Origin of the sequence: Actinacidiphila epipremni (genome assembly GCF_012034175.1) — a bacterium.
In the GTDB taxonomy this organism is placed as follows: Bacteria; Actinomycetota; Actinomycetes; order Streptomycetales; family Streptomycetaceae; genus Actinacidiphila; species Actinacidiphila epipremni.
On sequence record NZ_JAATEJ010000002.1, the window covers coordinates 166,043 to 183,111 of the forward strand.

A 17,069-nucleotide genomic window follows, 5' to 3' on the forward strand; every position below is an offset into this window, starting at 1 on the left:
ACAGCGCGGGTACGCAATGACACGAAGAGGTACCGATCCGGCCAGCCGTTCGACCAGAAGTCGATGACGCCGGGGGCGCGCCCGGCCGTGCGCGGTGGCCGGTCCTGCGGCGGTCAGCGCACGGGCAGGTGGTACACCGCGCGGTATTTGTCGGCGGGGATGACGACGTCCGCGGTCTCCACCGGGCGCCCGGAGGCGAAGTACGTGCGCCGGATCTCGATCACGACATGGCCCGGCACCCCGCCGAGCGCGGCGGCCTCCGCGGCGAGCCCGGGGCGGGCCGAGACCTCCTCGGCCATGTGGTCGACGACCAGGTCGATCGCCGCCATCCGGGCCACCACGCCCTGCCCGCCGACCGGCCCCTCCTCGGGCAGCAGCACCGGCGTACGCCCCGTCAGCGCCAGCGGCTCCCACGAGGTGGACAGCAGCGTCGGCTCGCCCTCGGTGCGGAAGACGTAGTTCGTGCGCATGACGCGCTCGCCCGGCTCGATCCGCAGCCGCTCGGCGACGTCCAGGCTCGCCGACTCCTGCACGCTGCGTGACTCCCAGCTGCCCTTGCAGCTCTCGTCGGCCTGCTCCTGCCGGTAGGGCGTGGAGGGGCCGGTGGGGCGGTAGCCGCTGCGGATGATCCGCCGCGGGCGGGGCCGCTCGCGCACGTACGTGCCCGAGCCCGAGCGGCCCTCGACGAAGCCCTCGGCCATCAGCACCTTGCGCGCTTCGAGCGCGACGGTGTCGGAGACGCCGTACTCGGTGCGGATTCTGGCCTGCGAGGGGAGCCGGGCGTGCGGCGGCAGGGTGCCGTCGAGGATCTTGCGGCGCAGGTCGTCGGCGACGCGCAGGTATGCGGGCTGCTCACCGAATGCCACGGCTGCCCCTCCCAAGGGGTTGACTGTCCGCGACAGCTTGGCAACCCTGGGTACTCGTCCGCAAGCCCTCCCCTGAGCATCACCCTGCGCTTATGCGATCAGACCCCCACGCCTGCGTCGCCGTCCCCCTGGTCGTCCTGGTCGTCCTTGTCGCCCGGCTCACCGGCGCCGCTGCCGCCGGCGCCGGCCTTCACGGTGCCGGTGACCTTGTGGTCGGGCGAGCCGAAGAAGCAGATCACCGTGCGCTTGCCGGCGGCCCAACTGTCGGGCGGCGGGATGTAGAAGTACATCTCGGTGCCGGACGCCGGCCGCCGGCCGTCGAGGTAGGTGCGGGCGTACTTGCTGCAGTTGGTCTGCGCGTCCCGGCTGACCCCGGAGACGCCCGGGTACGGGTCGTCGTCGCCGGACTGGATCGCGTAGACGGCGAAGGCCTCGGCGTCGTGCTCGGCGTCGCAGTCGACGACGTCCACGCTGCTGGTGCGGCGCTTGTCGTCGTCGTCCGTGCCGAACTGCGAGAGCTTCTCGCCCACGGTGTTGAAGCACTGGCCGGACTTGATGTCCTCGACCGAGGTGTTGCCGCTGTCGATGACGCCGGTCGCGGCGAGGACGATGATCAGGGCGAGCAGCGCGGTCCACACGCTGCCCAGCACGATGCCGGCGATCGCCATGCCGCGACCGCGCTCGCCGCGCCGCTTGGTCTGCTTCAGGCCGATGAGGCCGAAGATGCCGCCGAGGAAGACCAGGCAGGGGATCAGGCCGGTGACGAGGGCGGCGATGGCCATGCCGTTGGTGCCGCGCTCCTGCGCGTACCAGCCGGGCTGCCCCGGGTACGGCGGCGGCATGCCGGGGCCGGGGTAGCCGTAGCCGTAACCGGGCTGCTGGGCGCCGGGGTAGGCGGTGCCGGGACCGTACGGGCCGGGGGCGGGGGTGCCGTAGGGCGACGGGGGCTGGGCGGACGGGCCGGGCGGTCCGGGCTGCCCCGGTGGGCCGGGCTGGGCGTAGGGGCCCGGCCCGCCGGGTATGGGAGGCGGGCCGCCCGGCATGGCGGCCTGGGTGGGCTGCTGGGCCTGGGCGTACGGGTTGTCGTGGTGGCCGGGGGCGCCCGGGTACGGCGGGGGGCCCGGCGGCTGCGCGTCCTCGGGGGACGGCGGGGGCGGAGGCGGCGGCGGTATGTCCACGCCCGGAGTTTACGGGCCCGTACTCTTGACGGCATTGGTCCAGACCAATAGCGTCTCGCCATGCGTCGACGAACTCTCGTCCGGACGGCCGCAACGGCCGCCACCCTCGCGCTGGTCGCGGTCCTGCCCGCCGTCACCGGAGGCAGCACCGCACAGGCCCACGCCGGGCACCGCCCTCCCGCCGGCTCCGGCCACAGCCCCGGTCACGACTACGGCCACACCTCCGGCTACAAGTCGGTGGGCTACTTCACCCAGTGGGGCATCTACGGCCGCAACTACCAGGTCAAGAACGTCCAGACCTCCGGTGCCGCGGCCAAGCTGACCCATCTCAACTACGCCTTCGCCAATGTCGGCGCCGACGGCAAGTGCTTCGAGGCGAACGTCGCGGGCGAGGCGGACGCCTGGGCCGACTACCAGCACCCGGTCGACGCCGCCGGCAGCGTCGACGGCACCGCGGACACCGCCGACCAGCCGCTGGCCGGCAACTTCAACCAGCTGCGCGAACTCAAGGCCAAGAACCCGAAGTTGAAGGTCCTGATCTCCATCGGCGGCTGGAGCTGGTCCACCCACCTGTCCGACGCGGCCCGAACCCCCGCCTCCCGCAAGGCACTTGTCTCCTCCTGCATCGACATGTTCGTCAAGGGCAACCTCCCGCTGCTGGACGGCAAGGGCGGCCCGGGCTCTGCGGCCGGCCTGTTCGACGGGGTGGACATCGACTGGGAGTGGCCGGGCTCCTCCGGTGACACCGACACCGTCTACCGGCCCGAGGACAAGCGGAACTTCACCGCGCTGGCGGCCGAGTTCCGCAAGCAGCTCGACGCGTACGGGCGGCAGACCCACAAGCACTACGACCTGAGCGCCTTCCTGCCGGCCGCGCCCGCGAAGATCGACGCCGGGTTCGAGGCGAAGAAGATCTTCAAGTACCTGGACTTCGGCACCGTCCAGGGCTACGACTTCCACGGCCCCTACGAGGCCACCACCAACCAGCAGTCGGCGCTGCGCGCGCCGCGCACCTCGCCGGTGCCGAACGACTTCAGCGACACCCAGGCGATCGGCGACTGGCTCAAGAGGGGCGCCCCGGCCAAGCAGTTGGTGCTCGGCCTGCCCTTCTACGGCCAGGGCTGGACGGGCGTCCCGGACGGCGGCACCGCCGGCCTCTTCCAGTCCTCGACCGGGCCCGCCCCGGCCACCTGGCAGGCCGGCAACGAGGACTACCACGCGCTGAAGGCGCTCGCCGCCTCCGGCACGTACACCGTCCACCGCGACGTCCGCGACGGCTTCGCGTGGCTGTACGACGGCACGAACTTCTGGACGTACGACGACCCGCAGGTGCTGGCCGCCAAGACCGCGTACATCCGCTCCGCGCACCTGGGCGGGGCGATGATGTGGTCGCTGGACGGCGACACCTCCGACGGTGAGCTGGTCGCCGCGGTGCACCGCGGCCTGACCGGCCGCTGACCCCACGGGCACGGGCCCGCTCTCCGGTGCGCCGGAGGGCGGGCCCTTTGCCGGCTGCGGCCGGTCGGGGTCGGTGGGGTCGGTTGCGGTCGGCCGGGTCGGTCGGGTCAATCTGGGTCAGTCGTCGAAGGTGGTGGCGCGGGCGCGCTTGTCCCAGGCGTCGAGGTCGGCGCGCACCCGGTCGAGGTGGCCGAGGACCTGGTCGAGGGCGTCGGCGCCGAGGGTGAGCCGCAGCGGCGGCTCGTCGGCGTCCAGGGCGGCCAGGACGAGCGCCGCGGCCTTGGCGGGGTCGCCGGGCTGCAGGCCGTCGCTGGCGGCGGCGCCGTCGCGGGTCGCGCCGACGGTGGGCGCGTAGTCGGCGATCTGCGGGCTCGCGGTGAGGTTGGCCATCAGCGAGGTGCGGAAGGCGCCGGGCTCGACGATGAGGGTGCGGATGCCCAGCGGGTTGACCTCAAGCGCCAGCGCCTCCGTCATGCCCTCCAGGGCGAACTTGGTGCCGCTGTAGGCGGAGTAGCCGGCGAAGGACATCTGCCCGCCCATGCTGCTCATCTGCACGATCGCCCCCGAGCGGCGCTCGCGCATCGACGGCAGCACCGCCCGCACCAGCGCGGCGGGCCCGAAGACGTGCACCTCGAACAGCTCGCGCAGCTCCGCGTCGCCGGTCTCCTCGAACGCTCCCACATGCCCGCGCCCTGCGTTGTTGACCAGGACGTCGATCCGGCCGTGCCGGGCCAGCACGTCCGCGACGGCGGTGTCGATCGCCGCGAGGTCGGTGACGTCCAGCGCCAGCGGCTCCACCTGGTCCGGGTGCGCGGCGGCCAGGTCCGCGAGCGCCGCGACCCGCCGGGCGGCGGCGACCACGACGTCCCCCGCGGCCACCGCCGCCTCGGTGATCGCCCGCCCGAAGCCGCTGTTCGCGCCGGTGACCAGCCACACCTTGTTCATCGCAGGCTCTCCCCTGTCCGGCCCGGCGGCTGTCCGCCCGGCTGCTGAGACCCAGCCTGCTGCGGGTCGGCCTTGATCGTCCAAGACCTGCCGTGATAACCGGTGGTTATGGACGTTCACGGGCGGGACCTGCGGTATTTCGCCGCCGTCGCCGAGGAGTTGCACTTCACGCGGGCGGCGGAGCGGCTGTTCGTGTCGCAGCCCGCGCTCAGCAAGCAGATCCGGGCGCTGGAGCGGCAGTTGGGCGCGGAGCTTTTCGTACGGGACCGGCAGGGCGTGCAACTGACGGCCGTGGGGGCGGCGTTGCTGCCGCACGCCCGGCGGGTGCTCGCCGGGTGGGACGCGGCGGTCACCGCGGTGGACGCGGCGAAGGCGGCGCAGCGCGCCACGCTGGTGGTCGGGATGAGCACCAGCCCCGGGCGCGGCGGGCTGCTGCCGGCGGTGCGCTCGCGGTTCACCGCCGCGCACCCGCGGGCCGAGCTGCGGTTGCGGCAGGTCGGCTGGCAGGACCCGACGGCCGGGCTCGCGGACGGCAGCAGCGACGTGGCGTACGTATGGCTGCCGCTGCCCGACGAGCAGCGCTACGAGGTGCTGGTCGTGGCGCGCGAGCCGCGGCTGGTCGCCCTGCCGGACGGCCACCGGCTGGCCGGGCGCGAGGCGGTGGACTTCGCCGAGCTGCTGGACGAGCCCTTCCTGGCGCTGCCGCCGGCCGCGGGGCCGCTGCGCGACTACTGGCTCGCGGTGGACGAGCGGGGCGGGCGGCCGGCGCGGGTCGGGGCGGAGGTGGCGTCCACGGAGGAGACGTACGAGGCGCTGGTGGCCGGCCTCGGCGTCGTCCTGGTCGCGGCCGGCAACGCCCCGCTCATCACCCTCGGCGGCGTCACCACCCACCCCGTCACCGGCCTGTCCCCCAGCCGCTTCGCCCTCGCCTGGCCCCGCACCACGACCAACCCCCTGACCCGCGGCTACGTGGCCGCCTGCCGCGCGGCGACCCGCTCCCGCGGGTAGCGGGCGCCGTGGGCCCGCGGTTCGCGGGGGGGGGTGCGGCGCCGGGCGTCACGGCGACACGTGGCTCACCGCCCGGCGCCGCGGCGGCCTGCGGCTCACTGCCCGGGGGCGCCCGGGCGGTCTTCCGGCTCCCCGGGGGCGTAGCCGTCCTCGTACTCCGCCGGGTCGGCCTCGTCGGCCTGCGACCACCAGCCGCGGCGCGGCTTGCGCTCGGCCGCCTTGCGCTCCTTGGCGGCCTTGCGCCGCGCGGCCTCGGCCGCCTTCGCGTCGTCGCTGTCGCTGAGCAGCTCGGCGACGCTGAACCGCGCGCCGGTCGTCGCGTAGTTCTTGCCGCGCACGTACAGGAACCCGTCGTCGGTGCGGAACAGCCGCCGCCTGGGGCCGTCGTAGCCGTAGCCGTCGACGTACTCCTCGACCTGCCGGGCCAGTTCCGCCAGCGCCTCCTCCCGCGTGCCCGTGACCTCCGCCAGCACCCGCGGGCGGTACCGCGAGTAGCGGTACCCCACCGACTCCTCGACGATCAGCCCCCACCGCACCGCCATCTCCCGCGCCCCCTTGCCCTCTTGCGCTCTTGCGCTCTTGCGCCGATGTCCTGCCCCTGTGCTGCCTCAGTCCTACCGGTTGCGGCGGCGCGGGGGCAGGCCGGGGTCAGGGGCGGGCGGTGGCGGCGGAGAGGGTGACGACGCGGTCGAAGCGGGTGTCGAGGTCGTTGTCGCCGTGGTGGACGACGAGCAGGCCGCGGCCGGCGGTGCGGGCGACCAGGGCCCGCAGCACCAGGTCGCGGCCGTGGTCGTCGAGGTTGGCGAAGGGCTCGTCGACGAGGTAGACGTCCGCGTCCTCGGTGAGCAGCGCGGCGACACCGGTGCGCTGGCGCTGGCCGGAGGACAGGTCGGTCGGCAACTGGTCGGTGAGCGCGGTCAGTTCGAGGGCGTCCCGGAGCCGCGGGTCGGGGACGAGGTCGCGTACCGGCAGCGGCGGCAGGTTGACCGGCGCGGTCAGGCTGGCGACCTTCGGCGGCAGGGTGACGACACCGGCGTCCGGGGCGAGGGTGCCGGAGATGATGTGCAGCAGGGTGGTCTTGCCGCAGCCGTTGGGGCCGCGCAGCAACACATGCTCGCCGGGCCGCAGTTCGAAGTCCTCGATCGCCACCGTCGTCCCGCCGGCCGGGTCCTGCGCGCCCTCGCCGCCGGCCTCGGGGGCCCCGTAGCGGACCCGGGCGCCGTGCACGAGGACCATCGGGCCCTCGTCGTGGTAGGGCGCCGGGCGCGAGCCGCGCAGGGTGTGGATGCGCTTGAGCACCGCGGTGTTGCGGCGCACCTGCGGGATCATGTTGATCAGGTCGAAGATGCCGGTGACCGCCCGCCACAGCGAGTTGACGAAGGCGAGGAAGCTGCCGAAGGTCATCCGGCCGGCGAAGACGAAGTAGGCGCCGACGACCATGGAGGCGGTGTCGGACAGGTTCATCACCAGGTCGCTGAGCGTGTTCTGCTTCTGCGTGAGGCGGTAGTTGACGAAGGTGATGTCCAGGAAGCCGCCCAGCGCCTGCTTGTTGGCGGCGCGGGCGCCGGGGCGCAGGGCCCGCATGCCGCGCAGCGCGTGGAAGGCCTCCAGGGTGCGGGTGAGGGTGTTGATGTAGCGGGCCTCGCCCTCCCGCTCCGGCTCGGTGTTGTCCTCGATGCGCTTGGCGATGCGGTTGCTGACGAAGACCAGCGGCGGCACGATCACCAGCAGGATGAGGCTGGCCTGCCAGGACAGGTAGAGCAGCACCCCGATGAAGACCAGCGAGGCGAGCGCCTGCTTGGCGATGCGCACGCACACGTCGATGGCCGGCAGCACGCCCTCGTGGACGTCGTTGTGGACCCGGCTGACGTACGAGGCGTTGCCGGCCTCCGACAGCCGCCGCCCGTCCTGGTCCAGGGTGCGGTCCAGCAGCTCCATCTCCAACTGCAGCACGAAGGTGTTCTCGCACCGCTTGCGCCAGCGGGAGATCCAGTAGCCGCCGATGTTCAGGGTGAGGCCGAGCAGCAGGTAGAACAGGCCGAGGGTGATGAACTTCGCGAAGTGCCCGGCGAGGATGGCCTGGTCGAACAGCGCCTTGAGCAGCAGCGGGTGCACCAGCGCCTCGATGCCGCTGACCAGGGCCTCCAGGACCAGGATCGTCGCGAAGCGGGCGCGGTGGTCGCGCAGCGTGCGCCACAGCTCGGTCACCGCGGGCTCCCGGCCGCCGCGTCCGGCCCGTCCTGCGGGTCCAGTTCGTCGAGCAGGAAGTCGGCGGTGCCGCCGTGGGTGAAGCGGTGCAGGACCCGCAGCAGGCCGGCCGAGCCGGTGAGGTAGTCGCACGAGCAGCGCAGCAGGCCCTCGCCCGGCAGCCCCAGCAGCCGCCTGCCCTCCTCGCGCGGCAGGCCGAACTTCCCGGCGGGCTCGAAGACGAACACCTGCCGCACGAAGTCGATCTGCCGCAGCGCGAGTTGGCGGTAGGTGTCGTCACCGGTGCGGTCGGCGGCGTCGAGCATCGCGTCGGCGACGCCGGTCAGGCCGAACGCGTAACCGGGCAGCACCGACTGGCAGATGTCGAGGGCGCGGGCGACCTCGCGGGCGTCGTCGGTGCGGCCGTAGCGCAGCAGCACCTGGAGCACGCCGGCCGAGCCGACCTCGACGTACGGGTCCATCGTCCCTTCGTGCTTGAACATGATGAGCCCGTCCTCCAGCGACTCGGCGTGTGCCATCTCCCACGCCAGTGCGCGCTGCCCGAGGTCGGCGTAGCTCTCGTCGCCGGTGGCCTGGGTCATCCGCAGCAGGAACAGCGCGACGCCGGCCTGTCCGAAGCCGAGGCCGGTGAACGGGGCCTTCTCGGAGAACGAGTTGAGCCAGTAGGTGTGGTCGCCCTCGTGCCGGGCGAGGTCGATGAGCCGGGCGGCGCAGGCGCGGGCGGCGTCGAGGTCGCGCTCGTCGCGGCCGGCGAGGTAGAAGCGCAGGTTGGTCATGCCGAGGCCGGCCAGGCCGTAGTAGAGGGTGTGGTCGCCGCTGTCGAGGCCGCGCTCGTTGGCGGTCGCGAGCAACTTGCGTGCGTGGCCGTGCAGTCCGAGGGTGTCGGCGGCCCATGCGATGCCGGCCAGGCCGTTCATGAGGCCGTCGGCGTATTCGGTGATATCGATCTCGGCGAGCTGCCGGTCGAGCCAGTCGGTCCACTCGGGGCGGATCGTGACGCCGGTGGCCTTGAGCGCCCACAGCACACCGCTCGCCCCGGTGCCCAGGCCCAGCGGGTTGGTGATGTGGGCGAACGGGTCGACGGGGAAGAGGGTTTCGCGCGAGGTGTCGGCGACGGCCTCGACGAAGGCGGCGACGCCCGCCTCGGTGCCGGCGAGCCCGAGCCGCTGCTCGTCCAGTACGGGTGGCGGCGCGTCGGTGACGGCGGCCAGCAACTCCTCCTCGCCGTCGAGGAATTCCAGCACCTCGTCGAGCGTGACGCGGGCCTCCAGCAGCTCGGTGAGCAGGTCGTGGATGCGGGCGGGCCAGCCCAGCCGGTCGGTGAAGAGCCGGTAGAGGCCCATGACGTCCTCGCGCAGGTACGACATCGCCGCGATCGGGAAGATGAAGTAGGCCATGGTCATCGCCAGGCCGAACAGGTCGTCCTCGTACTGCGAGGCGTTGAAGCGCCGCCGCGAGTGGCTGAAACCGGGGGTGAACAGCTCGACGGGCGTGGCCAGATGGGCGTCGTCGGACTCGGCCTCGGCGAGCCGGCAGGACTCCAGGTCGATCACCGTGACGGTGAAGGTGTCGGTGTCCACCAGCAGGTTGGCGGCGGTGAGGTCGCCGAGGATCACCTGGCGGCTGTGGGCGTCGCGCACCGCGCGGGTCAGGCCACGGAAGACCGACAGGTAGATGCGCAGGAAGTCGCGTGAGCGCTCGGTGGAACGCCCGGGCCGGGCCAGCGGGTTGCGCTCCAGCAGCACCGAGCGGATGTCCTTGCCGTCGATGAACTCCTCGGCGATGAAGTGGTGTTCCCAGTGCTGGAAGGAGGTGATCGGGGTCGGGAAGGAGCCGAGGTCGCCGAGCCGCTGCAGGAAGGTCCACTCGCGGTGGTGGATGTCGATGGCGTCGTGGTCCAGCCGCGGGTTGATGTTGGTGTAGGGGCGGGCCTCCTTGACCACCACGATCTTGTTGTCGCGTGCGGTGTCCTCGGCCTTGTAGACGCCGCCGGTGTTGGAGAACTGCATGGCCTCGGTGACCCGGAACCGCCCGCCGAGCAGCCCGGCGTCGTCGTCGGCGCCGTAGTCGCCGGGTTTCCAGTCGGTGAACGGCCAGGGCTGCCACGGCGGTTGCGCGTACCCGATGGCCCGCTCGTCCGGCACGGGCCCGTCGGGGCCGATGATGTGCGGGACGGCGCGGCCCATGACGTCGACGGTGTGGGTGGGCAGGAACTGGCCGTAGCGGAAGTAGAGCGCCTTGCTGTCCCGGTAGCGCATGTCGGACAGCACGTACGCGCCCTCGACGCCGTCGAGCAGGCCGGCGAGGTCGGCGAGGACGGTGCGGAAGCGGTCCTCGTCGTCGGGGTAGATCGTCACGAGCTTGCCGGCGCCGCCGCGGGACATCGCCTTGGAGTTGAGCATCTCGAAGATGTTCATGTCGAGGGCGATCTTGAAGTCGACGGCGTGGGCGGTGAGGTAGTCGATGACGGTCGCCGCCACCCTGCGTACCGTCCGCTGGCTCGCCGACACATGGATCTTCCACCCCTGCGCCGGCAGCTCCTCGTTGTGCCGGTGGCTCCACCAGATGCCGCTGCGCACGAAACGGGCGCGCACCTGCTCGTCGAGGGAGGCGAGGAAGTTGTCCTCGCGCGGCTCGTAGTAGACGTCGAGCGGGTCGAAGAAGAGCGTGTCGTTCCACGCGAAGAGGAAGCGGTTGACCCATCGTTCGTCGCGCATGTCTGCCTCTTGGGGGTGCGGAGCGGCTGCGGATACGGGCGGGTGGGGCCGTGCGGGGGGGGTGCCGTGCGGGGGCGCGGGGTCCCGGTTGCGCCCCCGCACGGCGGGCGCCGTCACTGCGGCACGGGATCGTCCTTCGTGCAGCACAGGAGTTGGCTGCTGGTCCAGCTGATGCCCGCGAGGCCGCTCTGGGTGGCCGTCGTTTCCATCGCCTGGAGTTTCAGGACGCTCACGGGATCATCTCCTCGTGTGGTCGTGAACCGGTCAGACGCCGGGCTTGGTGGCCTTCTTGCAGCAGTCGCTGCTGGAGCTGGTGGTGCTCAGCACGGCGACCGCGCTCTCGGTGGCGATCGGCTCCATGGTCTGGAGGTTGAGGATGCTCATACGTCGTCTCCTTCGTCGGTCGAAGGTGCGGATGGACGGGGAGTACGGCTGGTCGTCACTGGCCGACCGGCTTGGTGGGGCTCTTGCAGCAGTCGCTGCTGGAGCTGGTGGTGCTGAGGATCGCGACCGCGCTCTCGGTGGCGATGGGCGCCATGCGCTGCATCTTCAGGATGCTCATGGGGTGTTCACCTCCTTCCGCCGGTGCGTCGGGGCGAAACGGTGCGGGGCACGGGTCAGAGCGCCGGCTTCTTGGGCTGGGTCTTGCAGCAGTCGCTGCCGGAGCTGGTGGTGCTCCAGATGGCGACCGCGCTGTCGGTGGCGATCGGGGCCATACGCTGCATGTTCAGGATGCTCATGGGGGTGTCACCTCCTCGTCGTGTGGGCGGGGTCCGGTGGCGGCGGTCAGGCGGTGGGCTTGACCGGCTCCTTCTTGCAGCAGTTGCTGTGGGAGCTGGTGGCGCTCACCACGGCCACCGCGCTCGGGGCGACGATCGGCTCCATGGTCTGGAGGTTGAGGATGCTCATGCGTGTCACCTCCTGCCCGGGTCGGGGGCGTGCGGGGCGCTCGGGGCGGACGCCCGGACGTGATGCCGAATGGCGTTTCAAGCCAACCGCGCGGTCCGGCGCGCGCACATCCGTAGCCGGCCCCCATAATTCGGCCCGGCCGGCGCCCTGTTGCGGGTGGGGGGTGGGAGCCGGAATGGTGGGGTCCGGCACCCGGTCCTGTTGACGGGTCAGGTTCGATGCGCCATCGTTATGCGCGAGCTGAGGCGAATGGCGACCCCCGCGTCATTCACCTCAGCTCATGACGTGGGGATGCCGCCCGCCGCCGGCCGGGGCGCCGTGTCCCGGGCCCGGGCGCGCCGGGTCCCCGGCCACGCCGCCGGGTCCGTACCGCCCGCCCGGTCGCCGGGGGCCGCCGCCCCGCGCCCGTACCGCCTGCTCAGCCGGTCCTGCCGTTCCGCCAGCCACGCACGCACAGCATGCAAGCCGTGTCGGCCCCGCAGTCCTGCCAGCCTCGCAGCCTCGCAGTGCTCCGCCGGGCCGACCCCGTCGCGCACCGGGAGTGTCCATGAGGAAACGTCATGTACGCAGCGCTGGGAGCAGCCACAGCAGCCGGAGCAGTCGCAGCGGCCACGGCGGTGCCGGGTGTCGCCCGTGAGCCTGTTACCGCCGCGCGCGGCGGTGCGGACCGCGCCGCTGATCGGCCGGCGGGCCGAGATGGAGCGTGTCACGGCGGCGCTGGCCGCCGCCGCGGCCGGCCGCGGAAGCGCCCTGTTCGTCACGGGTGAGCCCGGCGCCGGCCGGACCCGGCTCGCCGCGGAGGCCCTTGCCGCCGCCGGCGCCGCGGGCCTGGCCGCCGCCCGGGGCGGCGTCAGCGCGGTGGCCCCGCCCGCGCCGTACCGCCCGCTGATCGAGGCCCTGCTGAGCCTCGCCCGCACCGGACTGCTGCCGGACAGCGCCGAGCTGGACCGCTACGGCCCCGTCCTCGCCGCCCTCGGCGTCCCGCCCCGGCCGCCGGCCCCGGGCGGCCCCGACGCGGTGTTCGGGCCGTACACGCCGCAGGCCCCGCCTGCCGACGCCGCCGGACCGCGGTACGCCGGGGCGCGGCGCGAACACGGCGGCGTGGAGGGGGACTTCGGGGGCTGCCCGCCGGACGGGTTCGGCTCGTGGCTGCCGCCGGGGACGCGGATGGCGGTCGGGTTGCTGCCGGCGTACCGCGGCGGCGCGCTCGGGTCGCTGACGGCGCGGCCCGCCGCGGACGGTTGGGGGCCGCTGGTCGTCGGTGAGGCGTTGCTGCGGGTGCTGGGGACCGTGGGGCGGGCGCGGGGGTGCCTGCTCGTGCTGGACGACCTCCAGGACGCGGACGTGCACACGCTCGCCGCCGTGGAGTACCTGCTCGACAACCTCGCCGGGCAGCCCGTCGCGCTGCTGCTCACCGCCGGGCGGGCGGCCGGCGCCGCGGCGGACCTCGGGGCGCGGGCGTGCCAGCGCGGGGTGGCCGAGGCGCTGGAGCTCGGCCCGCTGCACCGGGCGGACGTACGGCGGCTGCTCGCCGCGGAGTCGGGCGCTTCGCCGGACGAGGTCGGCGCCGAACTGCTGGACGAGGTGGTCGCGGACTGCGGCGGGAATCCGTACCTGGTCCGGGAGTTGGCCCGCGACCTGGCCGCCCGGGGCGCAACCCGGCTGCGCCCGGGGGCCGTTCCGCCCGCGCTCGCCCGCGGCCTGGCGCGGCGGGTCGACCGGCTCGGGCCCGGCGCGCGGGCGGTGCTGGGCGCCGCAGCGCTGTTCGGGCCGCGCTTCCCGCTGCCGGTGCTGCGCCGCACGGTGGACCGCGGCGACCAGGACCTCACCGCGGTGCTGGACGCCGCCACCGCGTCGTCTCTCGTGGAGCCGGACCCGGAGGACCCCGGCTGGTACGGCTTCCGGCACCCGATCGCCGCCCGGGCCGTCCGCGACGCCCTGACGCCCGGCGAGCGGGTCCGCTACGCGCGTAGGGCCGTCGCCGCCCTGGCCGAGCTGCACCCCGGGCTGCCCGGCGACTGGTGCGGCCGGGCCGCCGCGCTGTGCGGGCAGGCCGGGGACACCGCCGAGGCGGTACGGCTGACCTGCGAGGCCGGGCGGCGGGCGGTCGCGGACGGCGCGGTGCAGCGGGCGGTGGCGCTGCTGCGGGCCGCGCACCGGCCGGGCGACGCCGCGGTCCCCGGCGGGCTGCGGGCGGACGTGCTGGAGGCGCTGCTGTCCGCCGCCGGGCATGCCGCGCGCTATGACCTGCTGCCCGAACTGACTGCCGGGGTCGAGGCGTTGGACGGCCGCGAGGTGCCCGCCGGGCGGCGCGCGGTGCTGTGCGCGGGCCTGGCCGACCTCGCCGTGCTCGCCGGGCACCCGGCGCAGGCCCTGCACCACCTGGACGTCGCCCGCCGGCTGCTCGGCGACTCCCCCGCCGCCGGGCACACCGCCCCCGTCGACGCCGCCGCCGCCCGGGTCGAGCCGCACCGCCTGGCGCCGGACCGGCTGCGTACGGCCCGCCATGCCGCCCGGCGCGCGGTGGACGCGGCCCGGGGTGCCGGGCTGCCCGAGGTCGAGTGCCGGGCCCTGGTGCTGCTCGGCGGGCTCACCGCCCCCGCCGACCCGCAGGCCGCCGGCGGGCACCTGCTCGCCGCGTGCGCGCTCGCCCGCCAGCACCGGCTGCCCGCGCAGCGCGTGACCGCCGAGATCGGGCTGGCGCTGCTGGCCGCACGGCACGAGGGCCGCTGGGCGGCGCTGGAGCAGGCCCGGCAGGAGGCGGCGCGCCTCGGCGTGCTGCCGCCCGCGCACGAGGCCGGTTTCGCCCTCGCCCTGGACGAGATCAGGCGCGGCCGGTTCGCCGCGGCGGCCGAGCGCTTCGCCGAGGACGTGCCCTCCGCGACCCGGCAGGGCCTCGGCCGCGCCCTGCCGCTGCTGCACCTCGCCGACGCGATCGCCCATGCGCACCAGGGGCAACGCGCCGCCATGCAGGCCGCGTTGGACCGCCTGACGCCGTATGTGGACGACGCGCCGGGCGTACGGGCGATGTCGTACGGCCTCGCGCGGGCCTTCTGCTCGCTGCTGGAGGAGGAACGGGAGGCCGCCGAGCGGGAGTTCGCGCAGGGCCTGGCCTACGACGCGGAGAACCCGGCGACTTGCGACGTCGGCCGGCACGGTCCGGGGCTGCTGCTCGGCGTGCTGGCCGGCCGGGTGGGCCGGCAGCACTGCGCGCAGGGGCCGGCCGGCGACTGCTGGAACCAGGTCTTCGCCGGCATGGCGCACGCGGTCCTGCGCGGCCGGGAGGGCCGCCCCGCCGAGGCCGACGCCGCCGCCCGCACCGCGCTCGACGCCGCCGCGGCCTACCCGCAGGCCCGGCACCTGGCCGTACGGCTCGTCGCACGGGACGCGTACGAGCACGGCTGGGGCGATCCGGTGGGCTGGCTGCGGGAGGCCGAGGAGCACTTCCACGCCGCCGGCCTGCCCGCGGTCGCCGGCGCCTGCCGCGGGCTGCTGCGCGGCATGGGCGCGCAGGTGCGGCAGCGGCGGGCCGGCATCGAGGGCGTCCCGCCGGCGCTGCGCCGGCACGGCGTGACGGTACGGGAGTTCGAGGTGGCCCGGCTGCTCGCCGCCCGGATCGGCAACAAGGACATCGCGGGCCGCCTGCACATCTCCCCCCGCACGGTGGAGAAGCACGTGGCGAGCCTGCTCCGCAAGACCGGCCACCCCGACCGTGCCGCCTTCGCGACCGCGGCGGCGGAGCTCATCGCGAACGCGGGCTGAGGCCGCGTCGCCGGCGGCGGGCGCCCTCCCGGGCGGGGGCTGCGCGTCGCCGGCGGCGCGGGAGGGTGCGGGCCCGACTCCGGTGCGGGGTAGGCCCGTTGCCGGCCGCACGCACCGGCGACGTACCCGGCGGCGTACCCGCGACGTAACGGCACGCACCGGCGACGTACCCCGCGCGTACCAGCGACGTACCGGCGCCCGCTCAGCGGGACGCGCGCTCGGTACGGACGAAGGCGCGGGTCACCTGGAGCAGCCACGCCGTCTCGGCGTCCAGCGTGCCCGCGACCGGCCAGGGCGCCGGGGCGTCGGTCGCGGCGGCGTCCGGGCGCCGGCCGCTGCGGCGGTTGGCGAGGGCGGCGGTGATGGCCGCGGCCTCCAGCGCGGCCTGCCCGGCGGCTCCGCGGCCCCCGGCGTCGGGGGGCGGGACGGGCGGCGCGGTCGCAGCGGCCGGCGTGGACGAGGCAGCCGGCGCGGCTGCGGCGGTCGAGGCGGAGGCGGCGGACGGCGCCGGCGCGGTGGACGGGGCACCCGGCGCGGCGGAAGCGGCGGCCGGCGCGGAAGCGGCGGCCGGCGGCGCCGGCGGCACCGGCTCGAAGTACGGGCGGAGCGCGAGGTGGGCGTCGCGGATCTCGATCACCCGGCGGTAGAGCGCGAAGGTCGCCCGGCGCGGGTGCGGCCGGCGCCGCGGGGTGCCGGCGTGCAGCGCGATCTCCGGCAGCTCCTTGCACAGCGCCGCCCACAGCGGCTCCAGCGCGCGGTAGGAGCGGTGCGCCCGCCACCAGCGCAGGGGCCCGCCGAGCAGCACCGGCCAGCGGGTCGCGGACGCGCCGCCCGCCGCGAGCAGCGCGACGGCCACCGAGAAGGACGTGGACGGCAGGTCCTCGCCGAGCCCCTGGCGGCCGTGCAGCAGCACCTCGGTGATGTCGTGCGCCGACCAGCCGGTCCACAGGATGCCCGCGCACGCGGACAGCGCCATCAGCACCAGCCCGGTGCGCAGCACCCCGTTGGCCTCCCGCCGGACGTGCCCGGCGAGCGCGCCGACGAGCATCGCCAGGCACCCGATCCCGTAGACCGCGAACAGCAGCTCGTACCCGGCGAACAGCACCCTGCGGCCGTCCCCGACCGTCACGGCGTCGGGGGTCACGGTGACGAAGGACGCGGCGAACATCCAGCCGGAGACGACCTGGACGGCGAGCCCGGCCGCGATGTGCCGGCGTACCGGCGTGCGGTCGGCGGTGGAGGCGCGCAGCGTCAGGGAGATGAGCGCGATACAGGTGAACGCGCCCATTTTCAGGCCGTGTTCGACCGCGACGATGGGCGCCCGGGCCTGCACGACCGCGCACAACGCGGCAACGCTGGCAGGGGCGTTGAGGACCAGCGCGCTGCCGACGCACAGCGAGAAGGCGTAGATGTAGCGCTGCGTCGCGTCGCCGCCGGCCGCCGAGAAGCGGTAGGCGGCGAAGAGCAGGAAGACGGCGGCGGCTGCGTAGGCGGTGACGTCGGTCATCGGCCCTGGCTCCCCGGGGCGGAGCGGTCGAAGAGCGCTTCGAGGCTGCGGGCCCGGGCGGCGAAGGGCGGCGGGGACCAGTGCGAGACCCGGGAGAGGATGAGGGAGGCGACGATCTCGGCCTCGCGCTCCTGCGGCTCGGTGTAGATGGTGCGGCCGAGGACGCGTTCGACGAGCGCGGCCGGCAGGGCCGGCATGAGGGTCCTGGCGGCGCTGTCCAGGCCCGCGCCGCCGTCCTGGTGGCCGCACAGCAGGTGCGCGGCCTCGTGCAGCAGGATGTGCTGCTGGTGCAGCGGCGTGGTGTCGGCGGCGTAGAGGATGTAGTCGGCCCCGGCCGTGGTGAGCAGCAGCCCGCACGGGAGGTTGGGCCGGCCGGTGACCGGCACGAGCTCGATGGGGCGGCCACGACGGGCGGCCAGCGTGCGGACGAAGTCCGCGATGTCGAAGGGGTCCGGCAGGCTCAGCGCGGACACCATGCGCCGACATCGCTGCCATAAGCTCCGCTGGCTCC

At 74.6% G+C, this 17,069-nt stretch carries 16 protein-coding genes; 3 read left to right on the top strand and 13 right to left on the bottom strand.

The features are described from left to right. Nucleotides 1–113: 113 nt before the first annotated feature. Nucleotides 114–866 carry a GntR family transcriptional regulator gene (locus HCN08_RS03630; RefSeq protein ID WP_167981381.1) on the bottom strand — a complete coding sequence of 251 codons (753 nt, stop codon included), beginning with the start codon at nucleotides 864–866 and terminating at the stop codon, nucleotides 114–116. Between the two features lie 98 nt (nucleotides 867–964). After that, nucleotides 965–2,044: a DUF4190 domain-containing protein gene (locus tag HCN08_RS36400; RefSeq protein ID WP_167981382.1), complete on the bottom strand. Its 1,080-nt coding sequence runs from the start codon at nucleotides 2,042–2,044 to the stop codon at nucleotides 965–967. 60 nt (nucleotides 2,045–2,104) lie between these two features. On the opposite strand from HCN08_RS36400, the gene HCN08_RS03640 reads away from it, so the two are divergent. Then, on the top strand, nucleotides 2,105–3,502 hold the full coding sequence (locus tag HCN08_RS03640) for a glycoside hydrolase family 18 protein (RefSeq protein WP_167981383.1): 1,398 nt from the start codon (nucleotides 2,105–2,107) through the stop codon (nucleotides 3,500–3,502). Nucleotides 3,503–3,619: 117 nt separating this feature from the next. Here HCN08_RS03640 and HCN08_RS03645 read toward each other — a convergent pair whose 3' ends face one another. After that, nucleotides 3,620–4,447, bottom strand: a complete 828-nt coding sequence (locus tag HCN08_RS03645; RefSeq protein ID WP_167981384.1) for an oxidoreductase — start codon at nucleotides 4,445–4,447, stop codon at nucleotides 3,620–3,622. Nucleotides 4,448–4,555: 108 nt separating this feature from the next. Here HCN08_RS03645 and HCN08_RS03650 point away from each other — a divergent pair, with 108 nt between their 5' ends. Next, nucleotides 4,556–5,455 carry a LysR family transcriptional regulator gene (locus HCN08_RS03650; RefSeq protein WP_167981385.1) on the top strand — a complete coding sequence of 300 codons (900 nt, stop codon included), beginning with the start codon at nucleotides 4,556–4,558 and terminating at the stop codon, nucleotides 5,453–5,455. A 95-nt stretch (nucleotides 5,456–5,550) separates the two neighbouring features. Here the strand turns inward: HCN08_RS03650 and HCN08_RS03655 are convergent, their stop codons facing one another. From HCN08_RS03655 to HCN08_RS34705, 8 genes are all read right to left on the bottom strand, one after another. Next, nucleotides 5,551–5,997: a hypothetical protein gene (locus HCN08_RS03655; protein ID WP_167981386.1), complete on the bottom strand. Its 447-nt coding sequence runs from the start codon at nucleotides 5,995–5,997 to the stop codon at nucleotides 5,551–5,553. Between the two features lie 106 nt (nucleotides 5,998–6,103). Continuing rightward, a complete protein-coding gene (locus tag HCN08_RS03660; RefSeq protein WP_206318309.1) occupies nucleotides 6,104–7,663 on the bottom strand; it encodes an ATP-binding cassette domain-containing protein in 1,560 nt (519 codons plus the stop codon). Beyond that, the gene (gene lanKC / locus HCN08_RS03665; protein WP_167981387.1) at nucleotides 7,660–10,380 is read right to left on the bottom strand and encodes a class III lanthionine synthetase LanKC; all 2,721 of its coding nucleotides are present in this window, start codon (nucleotides 10,378–10,380) and stop codon (nucleotides 7,660–7,662) included. Before lanKC ends, HCN08_RS03660 begins: the two co-directional genes overlap by 4 nt. Nucleotides 10,381–10,493: 113 nt before the next feature. Beyond that, nucleotides 10,494–10,613, bottom strand: a complete 120-nt coding sequence (locus HCN08_RS34685; protein WP_206318310.1) for a class III lanthipeptide — start codon at nucleotides 10,611–10,613, stop codon at nucleotides 10,494–10,496. A 31-nt stretch (nucleotides 10,614–10,644) separates the two neighbouring features. Next, nucleotides 10,645–10,764, bottom strand: a complete 120-nt coding sequence (locus HCN08_RS34690) for a class III lanthipeptide (RefSeq protein WP_206318311.1) — start codon at nucleotides 10,762–10,764, stop codon at nucleotides 10,645–10,647. 55 nt (nucleotides 10,765–10,819) lie between these two features. Further along, on the bottom strand, nucleotides 10,820–10,942 hold the full coding sequence (locus tag HCN08_RS34695) for a class III lanthipeptide (protein WP_206318312.1): 123 nt from the start codon (nucleotides 10,940–10,942) through the stop codon (nucleotides 10,820–10,822). A gap of 55 nt (nucleotides 10,943–10,997) precedes the next feature. Next, nucleotides 10,998–11,120: a class III lanthipeptide gene (locus HCN08_RS34700; protein WP_206318313.1), complete on the bottom strand. Its 123-nt coding sequence runs from the start codon at nucleotides 11,118–11,120 to the stop codon at nucleotides 10,998–11,000. Nucleotides 11,121–11,166: 46 nt separating this feature from the next. Then, on the bottom strand, nucleotides 11,167–11,289 hold the full coding sequence (locus HCN08_RS34705) for a class III lanthipeptide (RefSeq protein WP_206318314.1): 123 nt from the start codon (nucleotides 11,287–11,289) through the stop codon (nucleotides 11,167–11,169). Nucleotides 11,290–11,922: 633 nt separating this feature from the next. Here HCN08_RS34705 and HCN08_RS03670 point away from each other — a divergent pair. Next, complete coding sequence (locus tag HCN08_RS03670; RefSeq protein WP_167981388.1) at nucleotides 11,923–15,051, top strand: helix-turn-helix transcriptional regulator; 3,129 nt, start codon at nucleotides 11,923–11,925, stop codon at nucleotides 15,049–15,051. Nucleotides 15,052–15,253: 202 nt separating this feature from the next. On the opposite strand, the gene HCN08_RS03675 is transcribed toward HCN08_RS03670, so the two are convergent. Both HCN08_RS03675 and HCN08_RS03680 read right to left on the bottom strand, forming a co-directional pair. Continuing rightward, entirely contained in the window at nucleotides 15,254–16,558 is a 1,305-nt protein-coding gene (locus HCN08_RS03675; RefSeq protein WP_167981389.1) for an MAB_1171c family putative transporter, read from the bottom strand. Next, nucleotides 16,555–17,034 (bottom strand): ParH-like protein, encoded by a 480-nt coding sequence (locus tag HCN08_RS03680; protein ID WP_206318315.1) that lies wholly within the window; start codon nucleotides 17,032–17,034, stop codon nucleotides 16,555–16,557. The genes HCN08_RS03675 and HCN08_RS03680 overlap by 4 nt, the downstream gene beginning before the upstream one ends. Between the last annotated feature and the right edge of the window lie 35 nt (nucleotides 17,035–17,069).

Coding starts and splice junctions, on each gene's coding strand:
- HCN08_RS34705 (WP_206318314.1), bottom strand. CDS start 11,289: ATGAGCATCCTCAACCTCCAGACCATGGAGCCGATCGTCGCCCCGAGC.
- HCN08_RS34700 (WP_206318313.1), bottom strand. CDS start 11,120: ATGAGCATCCTGAACATGCAGCGTATGGCCCCGATCGCCACCGACAGC.
- HCN08_RS03640 (WP_167981383.1), top strand. CDS start 2,105: ATGCGTCGACGAACTCTCGTCCGGACGGCCGCAACGGCCGCCACCCTC.
- HCN08_RS03655 (WP_167981386.1), bottom strand. CDS start 5,997: ATGGCGGTGCGGTGGGGGCTGATCGTCGAGGAGTCGGTGGGGTACCGC.
- HCN08_RS03675 (WP_167981389.1), bottom strand. CDS start 16,558: ATGACCGACGTCACCGCCTACGCAGCCGCCGCCGTCTTCCTGCTCTTC.
- HCN08_RS34695 (WP_206318312.1), bottom strand. CDS start 10,942: ATGAGCATCCTGAAGATGCAGCGCATGGCGCCCATCGCCACCGAGAGC.
- HCN08_RS03650 (WP_167981385.1), top strand. CDS start 4,556: ATGGACGTTCACGGGCGGGACCTGCGGTATTTCGCCGCCGTCGCCGAG.
- HCN08_RS03680 (WP_206318315.1), bottom strand. CDS start 17,034: ATGGTGTCCGCGCTGAGCCTGCCGGACCCCTTCGACATCGCGGACTTC.
- HCN08_RS03645 (WP_167981384.1), bottom strand. CDS start 4,447: ATGAACAAGGTGTGGCTGGTCACCGGCGCGAACAGCGGCTTCGGGCGG.
- lanKC (WP_167981387.1), bottom strand. CDS start 10,380: ATGCGCGACGAACGATGGGTCAACCGCTTCCTCTTCGCGTGGAACGAC.
- HCN08_RS34690 (WP_206318311.1), bottom strand. CDS start 10,764: ATGAGCATCCTCAACCTCCAGACCATGGAGCCGATCGCCACCGAGAGC.